17 protein-coding genes and 5 tRNA genes are annotated in these 15,815 nt (G+C 50.7%); 18 read left to right on the forward strand and 4 right to left on the reverse strand.

Annotated elements, in window-relative coordinates; genetic code table 11:
* Positions 1–42: 42 nt before the first annotated feature.
* Positions 43–711 carry a nitroreductase family protein gene (locus tag A7K91_RS17215; RefSeq protein WP_068684925.1) on the forward strand — a complete coding sequence of 223 codons (669 nt, stop codon included), beginning with the start codon at positions 43–45 and terminating at the stop codon, positions 709–711.
* Positions 712–836: 125 nt separating this feature from the next.
* On the opposite strand, the gene cmpA is transcribed toward A7K91_RS17215, so the two are convergent.
* Both cmpA and A7K91_RS17220 read right to left on the reverse strand, forming a co-directional pair.
* On the reverse strand, positions 837–980 hold the full coding sequence (gene cmpA / locus A7K91_RS26490; protein ID WP_156739610.1) for a cortex morphogenetic protein CmpA: 144 nt from the start codon (positions 978–980) through the stop codon (positions 837–839).
* Positions 981–1,067: 87 nt separating this feature from the next.
* Positions 1,068–1,421 (reverse strand): hydrolase/acyltransferase, encoded by a 354-nt coding sequence (locus A7K91_RS17220; protein WP_068684927.1) that lies wholly within the window; start codon positions 1,419–1,421, stop codon positions 1,068–1,070.
* Positions 1,422–1,530: 109 nt separating this feature from the next.
* On the opposite strand from A7K91_RS17220, the gene A7K91_RS17225 reads away from it, so the two are divergent.
* From A7K91_RS17225 to A7K91_RS17260, 8 genes are all read left to right on the forward strand, one after another.
* A complete protein-coding gene (locus tag A7K91_RS17225) occupies positions 1,531–2,007 on the forward strand; it encodes a SprT family protein (protein ID WP_068684929.1) in 477 nt (158 codons plus the stop codon).
* Positions 2,008–2,035: 28 nt separating this feature from the next.
* Positions 2,036–2,111: transfer RNA gene (locus A7K91_RS17230), tRNA-Asn, on the forward strand.
* A 6-nt stretch (positions 2,112–2,117) separates the two neighbouring features.
* Positions 2,118–2,208, forward strand: a tRNA-Ser gene (locus A7K91_RS17235).
* Between the two features lie 179 nt (positions 2,209–2,387).
* Positions 2,388–2,462 (forward strand) — tRNA-Glu (locus tag A7K91_RS17240).
* Positions 2,463–2,511: 49 nt separating this feature from the next.
* Positions 2,512–2,587 (forward strand) — tRNA-Lys (locus A7K91_RS17245).
* A gap of 57 nt (positions 2,588–2,644) precedes the next feature.
* Positions 2,645–2,727, forward strand: a tRNA-Leu gene (locus A7K91_RS17250).
* A 311-nt stretch (positions 2,728–3,038) separates the two neighbouring features.
* The gene (locus tag A7K91_RS17255; RefSeq protein WP_068684931.1) at positions 3,039–3,248 is read left to right on the forward strand and encodes a hypothetical protein; all 210 of its coding nucleotides are present in this window, start codon (positions 3,039–3,041) and stop codon (positions 3,246–3,248) included.
* A gap of 45 nt (positions 3,249–3,293) precedes the next feature.
* A complete protein-coding gene (locus A7K91_RS17260) occupies positions 3,294–4,439 on the forward strand; it encodes a glycerate kinase family protein (RefSeq protein ID WP_068684933.1) in 1,146 nt (381 codons plus the stop codon).
* 182 nt (positions 4,440–4,621) lie between these two features.
* On the opposite strand, the gene A7K91_RS17265 is transcribed toward A7K91_RS17260, so the two are convergent.
* Entirely contained in the window at positions 4,622–5,947 is a 1,326-nt protein-coding gene (locus A7K91_RS17265; RefSeq protein WP_068684935.1) for an anti-phage deoxyguanosine triphosphatase, read from the reverse strand.
* A 93-nt stretch (positions 5,948–6,040) separates the two neighbouring features.
* On the opposite strand from A7K91_RS17265, the gene A7K91_RS17270 reads away from it, so the two are divergent.
* Positions 6,041–6,598 carry a guanylate kinase gene (locus A7K91_RS17270; protein WP_245697619.1) on the forward strand — a complete coding sequence of 186 codons (558 nt, stop codon included), beginning with the start codon at positions 6,041–6,043 and terminating at the stop codon, positions 6,596–6,598.
* Between the two features lie 266 nt (positions 6,599–6,864).
* Here the strand turns inward: A7K91_RS17270 and A7K91_RS17280 are convergent, their stop codons facing one another.
* A complete protein-coding gene (locus tag A7K91_RS17280; RefSeq protein WP_068684941.1) occupies positions 6,865–8,001 on the reverse strand; it encodes a mandelate racemase/muconate lactonizing enzyme family protein in 1,137 nt (378 codons plus the stop codon).
* A 268-nt stretch (positions 8,002–8,269) separates the two neighbouring features.
* Here A7K91_RS17280 and A7K91_RS17285 point away from each other — a divergent pair, with 268 nt between their 5' ends.
* From A7K91_RS17285 to A7K91_RS17320, 8 genes are all read left to right on the forward strand, one after another.
* A complete protein-coding gene (locus A7K91_RS17285; protein WP_068684943.1) occupies positions 8,270–8,956 on the forward strand; it encodes a GntR family transcriptional regulator in 687 nt (228 codons plus the stop codon).
* The gene (locus A7K91_RS17290; RefSeq protein ID WP_082967529.1) at positions 8,937–9,806 is read left to right on the forward strand and encodes an ABC transporter substrate-binding protein; all 870 of its coding nucleotides are present in this window, start codon (positions 8,937–8,939) and stop codon (positions 9,804–9,806) included. The genes A7K91_RS17285 and A7K91_RS17290 overlap by 20 nt, the downstream gene beginning before the upstream one ends.
* Before the next feature lie 119 nt (positions 9,807–9,925).
* Positions 9,926–10,666, forward strand: coding sequence for an amino acid ABC transporter permease (locus A7K91_RS17295; RefSeq protein ID WP_068684945.1), 741 nt, complete (start codon positions 9,926–9,928; stop codon positions 10,664–10,666).
* Between the two features lie 30 nt (positions 10,667–10,696).
* Positions 10,697–11,413 carry an amino acid ABC transporter ATP-binding protein gene (locus A7K91_RS17300; protein ID WP_068684947.1) on the forward strand — a complete coding sequence of 239 codons (717 nt, stop codon included), beginning with the start codon at positions 10,697–10,699 and terminating at the stop codon, positions 11,411–11,413.
* A gap of 432 nt (positions 11,414–11,845) precedes the next feature.
* Positions 11,846–12,709 carry a nitrilase-related carbon-nitrogen hydrolase gene (locus tag A7K91_RS17305; RefSeq protein WP_068684949.1) on the forward strand — a complete coding sequence of 288 codons (864 nt, stop codon included), beginning with the start codon at positions 11,846–11,848 and terminating at the stop codon, positions 12,707–12,709.
* The gene (locus A7K91_RS17310; RefSeq protein WP_068684951.1) at positions 12,675–13,838 is read left to right on the forward strand and encodes a M24 family metallopeptidase; all 1,164 of its coding nucleotides are present in this window, start codon (positions 12,675–12,677) and stop codon (positions 13,836–13,838) included. Before A7K91_RS17305 ends, A7K91_RS17310 begins: the two co-directional genes overlap by 35 nt.
* A 4-nt stretch (positions 13,839–13,842) precedes the next feature.
* On the forward strand, positions 13,843–14,628 hold the full coding sequence (locus A7K91_RS17315) for an SDR family oxidoreductase (RefSeq protein WP_068684953.1): 786 nt from the start codon (positions 13,843–13,845) through the stop codon (positions 14,626–14,628).
* Complete coding sequence (locus A7K91_RS17320) at positions 14,625–15,815, forward strand: M20 family metallopeptidase (RefSeq protein WP_082967530.1); 1,191 nt, start codon at positions 14,625–14,627, stop codon at positions 15,813–15,815. Before A7K91_RS17315 ends, A7K91_RS17320 begins: the two co-directional genes overlap by 4 nt.

Below are 15,815 nucleotides of genomic sequence, written 5' to 3' on the forward strand. Positions count from 1 at the left end.
TATTTATTATTATTACAGTTACTGTGTAGGAGGGTTTTTTATATGTCCACAGAGGTAAAAGTGCAACAAGAGACAACAGAAGCGGGACCCGCATTTTTTCAAGTGTTGAATGAACGCCGTTCCGTTCGAAAGTATGATACTGAAGCTGTTATTTCCCAAGAGGAAATTAACGAGCTTTTGACTATGGCGACCAAGGCGCCATCTTCCTCCAACATGCAGCCTTGGCGGTTTCTTGTTGTAACGGATCCCGAGCTGAAAGCGAAATTGCTCCCGCTTGCTTTTAACCAGCAGCAGGTGGCTGATGCTTCGGCGATTGTTATTGTGCTCGGCGACCTTGAAATGTATAAACGCTCGGAAGATATTTATGGCGCGGCTTTTGAAGCCGGATTTATGTCGGAAGAGGTTAAAGCTCAAATGACCGAAAACTCTCTTCGTATGTATTCCTCGCTGCCTGCCGAACGTCTGAAAGAAATTGTTATATTCGACACCGGTCTGGTTGCCATGCAGCTGATGCTGGCCGCGCGCGCCAAAGGCTACGACACGGTGCCAATGGGCGGTTACAACCGAGATGCGGTAAAAGAGCTGTTCGGCATTGGAGAGCGTTATCTGCCAACCTTGATGCTGCCAATCGGAAAAGCGGCCGCGCCCGGACATCCTACTGTTCGCCTGCCTCTGGAGCAAATTGTTCATGTAAACTCTTTTAAGGGATAAACGATCCCAATTACTCAAAGTAACTAGAACAATCAGAAGCCTATAGGGGCCTGAACAGCAAAAACCCGGACTTCCTGACACAACAGGAGACCGGGTTTTCTATGTGTTTTTGAGGCTGTAGCCAGTTATTTGATGACGGTTCCGCCCTCATGCTCCTTCAGACCCTGTTTGGTCCGATAAAAAAACCAGCAATCGTTTAATAGCTTGATTTGCCTTCTGTCCTTTTGCTGAAATGCCCGTATCAGTTGGTTGCACAGCCATTGCGGCACACGCATCCCCCTCCTCCGTAAGCCTAACCTGTTGTTTTACTACGATATGGCATAGACGGGGCGGCTGTGCAGGTCCAATAAGAAACGTTATGCCTCTTCGGCTTCCTCATACCACTGCTCCAGCTGTGCTTGCAGGGCACGAATTTCAGTAAGCAAGGAGATAAGCGGATAAGACTTTTCCTGAATGCCTGAAAAGTCGCGCTCCAGCTCATTAATATACTGAAGCCCCGACAAAATAGAAGCTGCATTCCCGTGCAGATCAACATTGTCGCATTCCGCAACAGCATACGGCAGACTTGGCACCTGCTCTGCAGTCAGCTTATCGATTTCCTTATGAAGCCGCAAATTAAGTGCGCTTAACTGGTAGGCATGTGAAGCCGGCATTTCGACAAAAAAGATAATTTCCTTTTGCTGCATAAGTACATAACGCATAGTAGCCATAACAACAATGGTCTCCTTCCGGTTGCTGCAAGTGTACGGTTGATGAGTTCTACTTGACAGTGTAGCCTATTGGGACGTTACAATTCAAGTAGTAAGGGGAGACGAAGCAATGGAGAATAAGGAACTGCAGCAATGGGTGGAAAGGGTGTCGCTGGATTTCTTCGGCAGGCCGTTCCTGCACAAAGCGACATTTAACGCGAGACTTAAATCAACCGGCGGCCGTTATTTTACCGTAACGCATCATATAGAGATCAGTCCGCATCAATTGAGCCATTACGGCGCGGAAGAGACGGAAAAAATTATTAAGCATGAGCTGTGCCATTATCATCTTCATATTATGGGGTTGGGCTACCGTCACCGGGATCAGGATTTTAAAGCGTTGCTGGCAAGAGTGGGCGGGTCCAGATATTGCAAGTCTTTGCCTGATAAAATGAAAAAAACTCAGCCGTTCCGCTACAAGCTTTTTTGTGTTGCGTGCGGAATGGAATATTTACGCAAGCGCCGGCTTGATCCTTCCAGATATTTATGCGGTCGTTGCCGCGGAAAACTAAAATTAATACAGCTTGACATTCCGGATAAGCCATGATAAATTATTGGAAGTGACTTTAATTTATTCCCTGATAGCTCAGTTGGTAGAGCACTCGACTGTTAATCGAGTTGTCACAGGTTCGAGTCCTGTTCGGGGAGCCATCTCATGGAGAAGTACCCAAGTGGCTCAAGGGGACCCTCTGCTAAGGGGTTAGACTGCGTAAGTGGTGCGAGGGTTCGAATCCCTCCTTCTCCGCCACAATTTTGTTTAGGACTCAGCGATCAAGAGGCCGATCAAGCGGTCTTTTTTTACGGCCTAAAGTCGTGAAGCAGATAATAAACAAAATAAATCAGTAATGAATTTTTTAAAAAAAGCTTGCTTTTCATAACTCAGGCGAGTATAATAAATTTCGTTGCTGAAAAAATAATAAAGAACACGGCCCGTTGGTCAAGGGGTTAAGACACCTCCCTTTCACGGAGGTAACAGGGGTTCGAATCCCCTACGGGTCACCATTTACCTTTTGAGAAGCAGCTCTTGTATGGAGTTCGTTTCCAGTCATGAGAGCCATTAGCTCAGTTGGTAGAGCACCTGACTTTTAATCAGGGTGTCGAAGGTTCGAGTCCTTCATGGCTCACCAGTTTTTTTCATCCCTCGGAATGAACTGGATTGAAGGATATAAGCAACATTTATACATGCGGTAGTGGTGGAATGGCAGACACGCTATCTTGAGGGGGTAGTGGGTGTATACCCGTGGAGGTTCGAGTCCTCTCTACCGCATAACTTAAAAAGACGGGAACTCTTGATAGTAAAGGGTTTCCGTCTTTTTCATCGTTGTATTTTATTTTGTTGAAGCCCTGCCTCAAATTGATGTGCAGCCGAGCTATGACGATGATTGTGGAAATGGATTATATTTGATCTTCCATCATTTTTCTAAATTGTTCCACTGTATAATCACCTTGAATTCCTTTCACACGGACTTCCAATCTGTCATTATTATATTCTATTTGCGACTGACCGTCAGAAACGACATATTGCTTAACTTGTTCTCGATCTCAGAGTCGAGTGCTTCTCCATAAAAGGTTTCTTCTATGACCACCTTTGCTATTTGTGGTTCTTTTTCATTGGTGACGGAATCAACTAAAGCTCCATATGAAGTGAAATATGTTGCAAAAAGCATCGTAATCCACGATATTAATGAAAAAGGAATGTGCAGGGAATGTTTTGTGGTTATTGATTCGAACTGTACGGGCATTATTAACCAGCAAGAGAAACTGGAGAGGATGGAAGAGGTCAATTGAAGCTGTGAAGATTTATACTATTATCCAATGGAGCGGGGGATTGAATTGGGGAAAAAAACATTTCTGTTGGCGCCGGATTCATTCAAGGAAAGCATGACGGCTAAGGAAGTTTGTCTGGCAATGGAAAAAGGGCTGCGAAAAGTATACCCGGACGCTCGTTATATTCATGTGCCGATGGCGGATGGGGGCGAAGGGACGATGCAATCCCTAGTGGATGCCTCGGGCGGAACCCTTTATGAGAGGGAAGTGATTGGCCCGCTAGGCAGGCCTGTTATGGCCAGCTACGACATTTTGGGCGATGGCCGCACAGCGGTGATCGAAATGGCGTCAGCAAGCGGCATTCATTTGGTAAACAAGGAGCAGCGCAATCCGCTCGTTACGACATCTTATGGTACCGGACAGTTGATTCTAGCCTGCCTGGAGCATGGCGTTACCAGCATCATCATTGGTTTAGGAGGCAGCGCTACTAATGATGGCGGTGCAGGAATGGCGGAGGCTTTGGGAGCGTCGTTTTTGGATGCCAGCGGCACAGCTATTAAACGTGGAGGCGGCTCTCTTGGCGAGCTTGAAGCGATTGATGTTTCTGGGCTGGACAGGCGGTTAAAGAAGGTTGACATTATCGTTGCTTGCGATGTAGCGAATCCGCTTTGCGGCGAGCAGGGCGCCTCACATGTTTTTGGCCCGCAAAAGGGAGCTACGCCGGAGATGGCTGGTCTTCTTGATGCCAATCTGGCTCATTATGCCGAGATCGCAAAACAGCAGCTTCAACGGGATGTTAGAGATATTCCAGGAGCGGGGGCTGCAGGCGGCTTGGGGGCGGGACTGTTGATTTTTACAGAGGCCTCCCTGCAAAAGGGCATTGATATCGTCATTCACTATTCCGGCCTGCGTGAAAAGCTGGCGCAAGCCGATGTTGTGTTCACAGGTGAAGGCGGTATTGACTTTCAAACCAAATTTGGCAAAACGCCGCATGGCGTAGCCCGCGCTGCCAAGGAGGCGAGAATACCCGTCATTGCGATTGCGGGATATGTGGGAGAAGGAATTGATTCACTTTACGGGGAAGGCATTGATGCGGTATTTGGCATCGTTCCCGGTGCGGCGGAGCTGGAGCAGCTCCTGCAGGAGGGTCCCCGCAATGTCGAGCGTACAATGGAAAACATCGGGCGAGTGATAAAGCTGGGTCTGGGCTAGGGCTGATTTGCAAACACGCCCTGGGCTGCATGGAGTAATTTTTAAAGGATATCCTTACGTTCCAATTCCCATCTTTTATTTAAGCGCTTTTTGGTAAAAGGAGCCAAGCAATCTGGCTGGGCTCCCTTTGCTGCAAGCCTAATGAGTCTGTCCATTTTGCTTTGTTCCCCAACTGGAAGCCGTTAAATATCAAACAGCTTTCCGCCGGCGGATTCGAACAGGCGCGAATAGATTTTGAGGGCGTAATTATCGGTCATGCTTGACAGGTAGTCGCAGACAATCCGGGCATTGTGGTTGTCGGAAGACACGCTCCAATGGCTTTTTTCATCCTGGGGCAGCAGATGCTTGTCATGGATCATGGCGTCAAACAGCTTTTTAATGATATGTCCGCCGCGCCATTCGAAGGTTTGCACTCGTTGGGATTTAATGACATGCGTGATTACCAGCTGCTTAAGTCCTGCAAGCAAGGTCCGCGTCCCTTCGTCAACAAACGCCCTGTATTTGAGCCGATTGGAGAATAACGGTTGTCCATCCTGATCGAACGGAACCTCCTCGATAGAAACATGATTAATAAATCCCCACACTAAATCAGCGCATAAATGCTTGTTTTTGTACTTATTGTCGCCTGTGTCTCCAGCTTCAAGAAAACGGTTGATTGCATTGGCGATTCCCTCGGGGCAATTTTTGCTGCAATCCGTCAACACATCCTTTAAAGCCTCTTGAGGAATCAATTGCAGCTTTAAGGAATCCTCCAAATCGTAGGTAGCATAAGCAATATCATCGGCAAGCTCCACAATGGAGCATTCAAACGTTTTGGCAAGGGTTGTCCCATGTTTGCCTTCTTTTATGCCGGAGTAAGCGGTCAGATAGTTTATTTCCACCTCCGTGAATGGCTCCAAAACCCATCGAAAAGCGGCCATATCCTCATCAAAAATACTGCTTTTTGGCGGTTTGTCCTCCACCCTGATATTATTCAGCATTTTCATTGGAACCGGATATTTGAGTATGGAAAGCAGTCCCGCCCGCGTCAGGTTAAGACCATAGCCATGATGTCCCTCCAGAGCAGTCAGAAGCCGAAAGGTATGTCCGTTGCCTTCAAAGTTCAGATCAAAACGCCGCATGCACGCATTAAGCGCGCGCTCGCCTTGATGACCAAACGGAGGATGCCCCAAATCATGAGCCAGTGCAGCCGCTTCAATGAGCGATGTATCGATTTTTCCATTATATACATTCGTATTTTCGTTAAGCGATGTGGCAATGCCGCGCGCTATCTGGGCAACCTCCAGCGAGTGGGTAAGGCGGGTGCGGTGAAAATCGCCTTCGCTTACCGCGATGACTTGCGTCTTGGCTTGCAGACGGCGAAATGCGGCCGAATGAAGGATTCGTCCGTAATCTCTTTCGAAGTCGTCCCGAATGGAGACTCTGGCTTTGGCGTCGGGCAAGTCGGCCTTCCGTTCCGAATCAGTTTCATTGTAAAATGGATTTTGAGTATTTTTTTGCAAAATCATTAAACGGCCTCCTCGCGGAATGAGAATAACCAAGCTTGGTCAAATTATACTACACATATTATGGAAAAGGGAGCAGGATATAGCTTGAGCAAAGTGATTGCGCTATTTGGGCCGTCGGCGTCTGGAAAAACGGAAATTCAAGCCAGCTTGTCCGCCATCGGGGTGCCGAAGCTGATTACGGCAACAACAAGAAAACCTCGTGAAGGGGAAGAGGATGGCGTACATTATCATTTTATGAGCCATTCCGCTTTCGAAAAGGGCATAGCTGCCGGCAAGTTTATGGAGTGGACGCGATATAATGGGGAGCTGTACGGGACATTGGCTGCCAGCATCGAAGAGACGGCAGCCAGCAGGCAGCCGGCGACGATTATTTTGGATCTTGCGGGCGTTCTTGCCTTGAAGGAGCGGTACTCCCATATTTTTGCTTTGTATATAGGAGCGGATATAGCTAGCATCAAGCGGCGCTTGCTTGCCCGTGGAGGGGATTCAGAGGACGCCCAGCGAAGAATTGCCCGAGCGGAAGAAATTGAGTTAGGCGAGGCTTATTTGGGGACCGCCGACAGGATTGTCTGGAACGGCGATGACGTCAGCTTTGAAGCGACATTGCAGCAGGTTGAGACCGTTGTGAAGGAAGTGTTGTCTCATTATTGATTGGTTACATCTAAAGGAAGCCGGATGCAAATTCCCGGTTTGACGAAAGACGTAAGGAGGCAATCCGGAAATGGGACTGTCCGAAAAGTCAAATGGAATGAATTATTATTCAGCAGAGAGGACGAGAGGACCAGACGGGCGTGCTGAATCATTATTCACCGCAACAGACTACTCGGATAGCCCCTTCTCCTTTTTGTGGGGATACCGCCGGTTTAACATTACATTCCTATCGGGAATTATGGCTTGCTGGAAATAACAGGCTTCTTTTAAGCGACCCCGTTATTCGAAACCGAAGCAATTTTGACGAGACGGCTTTCGTCCACCTCTACGCCAAGGCCCGGGCCTTCAGGCAAATAAACCTTCCCGCCTTCAACCTTCAAGTCCGAAGCGGGATCATCTTCGGCTCGAACACGCTGAAAGCCCCATACTTCAAAATACTTTGCATGTGAAGCGGCCGCAGCATGCAACAGGGCAGCAGTTGCAAGTCTGCCTTCGTCCATCTGTCCCAGCATGACGGGCAAGTTGAAGGCGTCAGCGATGCCCATCATTTGCTGAAGGGCTGCAAGCGACCCCGCCTTGACGATTTTTAAATGCAGGATGTCCGCGGCTCTTTCCGCGGCTATTGCTGCGACATCGCTAACGGATTTGCAGCTTTCATCGGCAACGATAGGGATTGCGCTGGCATGCTTCAACAGCTTGAGGCCGGCGATATCGGCCGCTGGCACAGGCTGTTCAATCCATTCCACGCCAAGCGGTTCATATTGCTTGATGCGAAGGGCCGCTTCCTTGACGCTCCAGCCCTGATTGGCGTCCACGCAAAACAAAACCTCGTTCTGGAGTCCGTATTCTTCGATGGTAGCTCTCGCTGCGGCCACTCTTGCAAGATCCCCCGGCCTGTCCCGTCCCACGCGAACCTTGATAATGCGAAATCCTGCGTCCAGATAACGCCTGGCCTCGTTTATTGCCTGATCGACCGAACCAAACGCAATGGTAGCATCGCTGGCAAAGCTGGACTGCACGATTCCGCCTAGCAGCATGGCTGCCGGGACGCCGAGATGTTTGCCGGCAAGGTCCAGCAGAGCGATATCAATTGCAGCTTTGGCGGCGCTGTTCCCTTCAATCAGGCCTTCGATGCCTTTTACTAGCGCATTTCTTTGCATCGGATTTTTGCCCAGCAAATAAGGAGCTATACGATGCTCCAGGACAGCCGCAACTCTCTCAGGCGTGTCTCCGGTCACATATTCGCAGTTGCCTCTAACTTCACTCCACCCAGTTGCGCCACATTCAGTGCTGATCTTTACGTATACCTCTTTTAAATGGGTAATGGTCCCAGAAGAAGCATGCGTAAAAGGCGGATTCAATGGAAGATCAAACCTAAAAATATCGACTGTGGAAATTTTCATCTAAGCACCTCAACCATGTGTTAGTTTATATAACGTATAAATTATAAATCCGTTTACAAAGTTATTAATCAAGTTATTAAAGTAATGTAACATAACATTAACGGAAAGACAAACGGATTTTTTTGTTGATTTCGTACAATTATCGAGTTGAATTTGAGCATTACAAATAAATAATGTTATGAATATTGACATTAATATAACTTATGATTTATGCTTTCCTTATCAAAAATATGTGATATTTGATCAAATCTTCGGGGGGTGATGGTTTTTGGACAATCCTTTAAGCATGCGAACGATGGGAGAAAGGGTGTTTGCTCAAATCAAGCAGTGGATCATTAGCGGCGAGCTGGCGCCGGGTGAAAAAGTGGATCAGGATGCCATCGCCGAACGGCTTCAGGTGAGCAAGATGCCGGTCAGGAGCGCTTTGGAAAAGCTGGCTGCCCAGGATTTTGTTCAATTGCACTCGCATCGGGGGGCAACGGTTAATGATCTTTCCGCCGAGCACCTGACGGAAATTTATTTCGTCCGCTGCTTGCTGGAGGAGGCGGCTGTCAAGCTCGCCGCGGCCAGTCTGAGTGCAGCGGACGCCCAAAAGCTTGACGGAATGATTGCGGAGCAAGAGAGGCTGGCGGGGGTTGATATGGAAACGATGCTAGCCGCAAACCGGAAGTTTCATATGTTTATCTATGAGCTGGCCGGCCAGCCGGTCATGCTGGGCATCATACAGCGCTTATGGGAGCAGAGCGAGCGTTATCGTCGTATTTTGCTGGGGGACAGGCATATGGTGGATGGTTCCATTCAGGAGCATCGCCAGCTTGTCGAGTTGATGAAAAGCGGCAGTCCCGAAGAAGCAGGGCGTTTTCTCGTCGAGCACAATCGCAAGACGGAAAGCTTTGTGATGCAATATATCAAACAGACACAGTGGAGGGATCGCTATGAAGTTGAGAGTGTTTAGCGCATTGATGACAGTTTGGGTTGTACTGCTTACCGCATGTTCAGGAAACACCGCGACTCCGGGAACGGCCTCGCCGACGGCGGACGCTTCCGCACAGCCCTCGGCAGAAACGGCTGCCGACTATAAATTGGTGACCGAAGGCAAATTGACGTACGGCGTGGCTGCAACTTATCCGCCGTTCGAATATATGGCGGACGAGCAGTATACGGGCTTCGACATCGAGTTTATGGAGGCAATAGCGCGTGAGCTTGGACTTGAAGTTGAAATTGTGGCAATGAATTTTGACGGACTTATTCCCGCGCTTCAAGGCAAGCGCATTGATCTTATCAATTCCGCAATGTTTGTGACGGAAGCGCGTGCGGCACAAGTTGATTTTATCAAATACATGGGCATTGGACGTTCCATTGTTGTTCCCAAAGGCAACAAGCTTGGCATTGCTTCAATGAACGATTTGTCCGGCAAAACGGTGGCGGTGACAAGGGGCGCGATCGAAGAAGTGTACGTGACGGAGTTCAACGCTGAACTGAAGGCTGAAGGCAAAACTGAAATCGACATTTTGGCGCTGCCTACAGCAAACGACGCCGTCCTTGCAACAGAAAACGGCCGTGCCGAAGCATTCCTGCATTCGTCTCCAGGCGCAGCTTATTTGCTCAAGGAGCGGGAAGGCGTCTTCGAGATTGCTCAAACCATGGAATCAGGCACTCAAATTGGCATTGCTGTGAACAAGGGTGAAACCGCATTGGCGGGTGCTATTGAAGAGGCTGTCAAAACGTTGGTGGAAAAAGGGATATATCATCAACTGATGGCTAAATACAATCTTCCGGCCGAAATGAGTCTGTTCAACAGATAGGCTGGCAGATAAAGCGAGTTTTTATCATTATTGAGTAGAGATTGCTGGAAACACGTAAAATTAGGGCCGTGGGACAGCGTGTTTGTCCCGTGGAACCCCCTTGGAGAGAGGGTGTAAACATGGAAGGATTCCTGGAGCACGTAAACGGCGTCTTTGACTACATGACCTCGCAGACGTTTGCCGCTGCTGCCGCGAACACGCTGAAGCTTACGCTGCTTGCACAACTGCTGGGCGTAGCGCTGGGATTTCTGCTGGCGCTTGGCAAAATGTCAAAATGGTCGGTTTTGAACAGCGCGGCCAATGGATACATCTGGTTTTTTAGAGGCATCCCCGTGCTGGTGCAATTAATCTTTGTGTTTAATGCCTTGCCGCAATTCGGCATCCGGTTATCCGGCTTTGAATGCGCGTTGATTGCGCTGGCATTAAACGAAGCGGCCTATATGGCTGAAATTATACGGTCCGGTCTTTCGGCAGTAAGCAAGGGGCAAAAACGCGCGGCGCACGTGCTTGGCATGAACAACTGGCAAACGATGAGACATGTGGTGCTTCCTCAAGCGGTACGTCTGATTGTTCCGCCAACGGGAAACCAGTTTATCGGCATGCTCAAAACATCGGCCATGGCATCGGTAGTTGGTTATATGGATTTGCTGCTCACGGCTCAACAAGCCGCAAGTGCAACCTTTAACTACGTAGACACATTAATTGCAGCCGTTATTTATTATCTGGTCTTTACGGCGTTGTTTACACTGCTGCAGGGCTACATCGAACGCAAAATGGATGTTGTCAAAGCATCTGAAAGGAAGCAAAAGCTGCTAATCGCAAAGTCCGGGATATCAGGCGAGAGCCGTTCGGCGGCCTGAGGGCTGCGGTGGCGGGAGAGGAGAAGGCGCATGATCAAAATCGAAGCATTGACCAAGTCGTACCATGGCCGAGAAATTTTGAAAAACGTAAACCTGGAAATCAAAGAAGGAGAGCGGGTTGTTATCATCGGCCCATCAGGCTCCGGCAAGTCGACGCTTCTGCGCTGCATGGCAGGTTTGGAAAGTGTAGATTCGGGAGGCATTTCGTTCGAAGGCAAGGATATATTCGCAACAAGAAAAAATCGATCCGAAATCGGCATGGTATTCCAATCCTTTGATTTGTTTCCGCATTTAAGCGCGATGGAAAATATTATGCTGGCGCCTAATATTGTGCGCAAGGAAAAGGAACAGGCGGTGCGCGAACGCGCACTCAGGCTGCTGGACCGCGTCCATCTCATGGAGCACAAGGATCATTACCCGGAGCAGTTGTCGGGAGGGCAGCAGCAGCGGATCGCCATTGCCAGAGCGCTTGCCATGAATCCGAAGCTGATGCTGTTCGACGAACCCACCTCCGCGCTTGACCCGGAAATGACGGGCGAAGTGCTTGATGTAATCGGCGATGTGGTGAAGGATGGCATGACCGTCGTTATTGTAACCCATGAAATGGGATTTGCAAGACGGGTTGGCGATCGAATCATTTTTATGGACGGGGGCATTGTGGTGGAGGATGTGCCTGCCGCCAAGCTTGCAGAGCTGCCCAAGCATTCGCGACTGGACCAATTTTTAAGCCAGCTGAATCACTTTTAGTCCAAATTCTAATAAAAGTTCTAAAAGTTCGGTTATCAGTACCAAGAAGATGGGATGAAGCTAGAAATTGAGGACCGGAGCGTAGTGATAGCTACGTGAGGACCTCAAATGTTTCTGGAGGAAACATACTTCGTAAGCATATGCTTATTTCGGCTGAATGCCATATTCGACGCCAGCTATGACGCTAGTCATAACCCGTAATGGGAAGCGGACTTTTTGAACGACCCTTAAAATGAAGGTTCAAAAAGTTCGGTTATCAGTACCAAGAAGATGGGATGAAGCTAGAAATTGAGGACCGGAGCTTAGTGGAAGCTAAGTGAGGACTGGAGATTTCGGCTGAATGCCATATTCGACGCCGGCCATGACGCTAGTCATAATCCGTAATGGGAAGTGGACTTTTTGAACTACCTCTAAAAAAGGCGGGGAGACGGGATGCGCGAGGCAACATTGGGTCTAGTACAGTTTGAAAGCATCATCGGCGATGTGGCAGCGAATGCGCGCAAGGCGGTCCGTTTTATTCGGGAGGCTGGCGAGCGGGAAGTTGATCTGATCATTTTTCCCGAACTGTTCTTGACCGGGTACGATTTGGAGTCGCTTGGACCGGAATACGGACGTCTCGCTCAGGATGAAGGAAGCGATGCAGTAGCGCTTCTGAAGGAAGCGGTTAGAGAGGCAGGCGTCAATGCCGTTTTGCCGATGCCGCTTGCAATGGAGAACGGCGTTTCCAATGGCGCTTACGCAATAAATCGCAAAGGCGACATCGTGGCTGCCTATAGCAAGGTGCATTTATGGGATGAGGAAAGCCGGTATTTTGCGGCGGGAAACGAGTTTAAGACGGTACCGTTTGATTTTGCCAAAGTGGGCATGATGATTTGTTATGATGCGGGCTTTCCTGAATCGGCGAGGACGCTGACCTTGCAGGGGGCCGATCTGATGGTTGTGCCGTCCGCTTTTTCAAAGGAATTGCGTCATCGCTGGGACATTTATTTTGCCACGAGAGCGTTGGAGAACACCCGGTTTGTTGCCGCAGTTAACGGTGTGGGCGGCATTTCGGCCAATGAATTTTTATTTGGCAATAACAAGGTGGCTGCTCCGAACGGAGAATACGTACTGCAAGGCGCGAACGACCGCGAGGAAATGCAGGTGTTGACTATTGATTTAAACCGAAACAGCGAGTATGAACGCCAGATTCCTTATTTGAGGGACCGGCGAAGCGATATATATGGCAACTATCAAAATAAAAGCGGAAAGAGGGATGGCGATGTCTGCGCTAATTTTTCCAATACAGGAGTTTGAAACACGGCTTAGCCATGTGCAGCAAGAGCTGCGAAGCCGGGAGCTGTCGGCAATGCTGGTCCATACGCCGGAAAATATTTTTTATCTGACGGGTTATCAAAGCCCTGGTTATTATATGTATCAATGTTTGATCGTGCCTGCCGAAGGAAAGCCGAAGCTGGTGCTGCGGCGCGGAGAACTGGCCAATGTCGGGACCTACAGCTGCCTCCCGCTTGATCAGGTGTCCGTTTACGAGGACACCAATGACCCGATCGCAATGACGGCGGATACGGTGCGGGAGCTTGGCGTGCCAGCGGGGCGAATCGGCGTGGAAACGGGCTCCTGGTTCCTGCAGGTCCGCGTTTATATGAAGCTGGAAACGCTGCTGGGAGACCAGTATGTTTTGAGCGATGCGCAGGGGACGGTGGAAAAATTCCGGGTCATCAAATCGCCGGGCGAGCTGGCCTATATCCGCGAAGCATGCAAAGTGGCGGATGCTTCGATGCAGGCGGGGCTAGATGCAATTGCCGTAGGTGCTAACGAGGATGAAGCTGCTGCCGCAATGTTTTCGGCGATGATATTGGCGGGCGGCGAATACATGGGCATGGAGCCGTTTATTTCATCAGGTTACCGATCCGGCAATATGCATGCCGCTTGGGGGCATAAAGTGATTGGCTCCGGCGAAACACTGCTGCTGGAGGTTGCGGGCGCCCGCAACCGGTATCACGGCGCATTGATGCGGGCCGCGCATACGGGAACGCCTTCCGATGAAGTGAAGCGGGCAAGCGAGGTATGCATCGCATCGCTGAACGCGGCGCTCGAAGCGGTCAAGCCGGGCGTTACGGCAGGCGAGGTGGATCAGGCTTGCCGCGGCGTCATTGAAAAAGCCGGCATGTACGATATGTTCCGCAAGCGGACGGGCTATTCCATAGGTGTAGCGTTTGCTCCCGATTGGGGCGAAGGACATATTATGAGCTTGCAGCGCGACGATGAGCGGGTGTTGAAACCGGGCATGGTGTTCCATATCCCGCCGGCTCTGCGCGTGCCTAATCAATTTGGCGTTGGCTTCAGCGAAACGCTGGTCGTTACCGAAAGCGGCTGTGAAATTTTAACCTCGCTGCCTCGCGAATTAACTGTTATAGGAGGGTAAAAGCATGAATGCAGATATGAAGGGCAAAACGGCGCTGGTGGCGGCGGGAAGCAAAGGGCTTGGGCGCGCGGTGGCCGCCGAGCTTGCGGGCAGGGGCTGTAATGTGCTTTTGTTCAGCCGGGATGCGGAGGGAGCGGAGCGTACGGCGGGGGAAATTGCCGCGGCGACCGGAGCTTCAGTTGTTGGCATTCAGGGAGATGTATGTAAAGAGGAGGATTTAGCGCGCTGCGTATCCAATGCCGTCCGTTTATTCGGACGTTTGGATATCGTGGTGACGAACAGCGGCGGACCTCCCGCCGGCACGTTCGAGCAGTTGAAGGAAGAGGATTGGCTATACGCCTTTCAGTTGAATTTGATGAGCATTGTCCGTCTGGTGCGTCATGCGTTACCCCATTTAAAAGAAACGTCGGGCGTAGTCGTGAATTTGGCTTCTTCCTCCGTGAAGCAGCCAATTGCCGGATTAACGTTGTCCAACGTTATGAGAACGGGCGTAGCCGGTCTGAGCAAAACGCTATCCGAAGAGCTGGCCGGATACGGCATACGCGTCAATACCGTTGCGCCGGGACGCATTGATACGGACCGGGTCCGCACGCTGGATCAGGCGAGGGCGGCAAAAGCAGGCATTGCGCCGGAGGAGCTTAAAGCGAGAACGGAGGGCTCCATTCCGCTGGGCCGCTATGGAAAGCCGGAGGAGCTGGCCAAAACCGTCGCCTTTTTGTGCTCCGGGGACGCCAGCTATGTCACGGGTCAAACGCTGCTTGTTGACGGCGGAATGGTAAGGGCGCTATGATGCCGGCAGAGCTTTTCAAGTCAGTAGAGGAGAGCCTTTCCATTAATCGGGTGCTTGAGGTGCTGACGCGCCTCGTCTCTTTTCAAAGCGTCAATCCCGGCGGCAACGAGGAGGAGGCGGCCCGCTATATTGGCGAGTTTATGAAAGCGGTGGGCTGCGAGGTGACGCTTCAGGAAGTCGAGCCGGGACGTCCCAATGTTTTGGCCGTGCTGAGGGGGACCGGCGAAGCCAAAGCTGTTATTCTGAACACGCACATTGATGTCGTACCCGCCGGAGAAGGGTGGAGCGGCGATCCGTTTCAGCTGCGCGTCGAGGATGGCAAGGCGATCGGAAGAGGCGTCATGGACGCCAAAGGACCGCTGGCAGCCATGATGGCGGCGATTGAGGCTATTGCGCGGTCGGGGAAGCGCCTTCCTGGAGATATCGTGCTGGCGGCGGTTGTTGATGAGGAAGCTGCCAGCAAAGGAGCCAAGGCGCTTCCTGTCAATCTGGAAGCATCGCTTGCCGTCATCGGCGAGGCGACCAATCGCACGCTTGCTATCGCCCATCGCGGAAGCATACGGCCAGTATTGGCGGCAAAAGGAGTAGCGGCGCATTCCTCCACGCCCCATCTGGGCAAAAATGCAGTTTCGCTAATGGCTAAAGCGGTCGTGGCGCTGGACGCGTTTGCCGAGCGGGAGCTTGCGGAGCGGCGCCATCCTTTGACCGGGCAGTCTTCTTTGGCCGTCACGATTATGAATGGAGGGATCAAGGAATCAATGATTCCCGACTATTGCGAAGCGTTGATCGATCGTCGGCTGATTCCAGGCGAATCAGAGGAGCGGGCGATACAGGAGCTGATGGATGTGCTGGAAGCAGAGGAAGCGCTGAAGGGGCAGCTTCATATTGCGCGTATGGTTCCGACAACCGGCGCAGCTTCGGAAACAGATGTAAACCATCCCGTAGTGAAGCTTTGCCGTGATGCGATATCAGCAGTATATGGACAACAGGATACGACAGTGACGGGCCTAACGGCCAATTGCGATATGACTCATTTTGCAGCCAGAGGCATTCCTTCCGTTATTTACGGGCCGGGCGACTTCAGCGTGGCGCATAAAACCGACGAATGGGTGACACTGGACGAGCTTCTGAACGCGGCGCGGGTTTACGCCCGGATTGCGCTTGAGGCCGCGACTATGCGGAATTAA

Origin of the sequence: Paenibacillus oryzae (assembly GCF_001675045.1) — a bacterium.
Lineage (GTDB): Bacteria > Bacillota > Bacilli > Paenibacillales > Paenibacillaceae > Pristimantibacillus > Pristimantibacillus oryzae.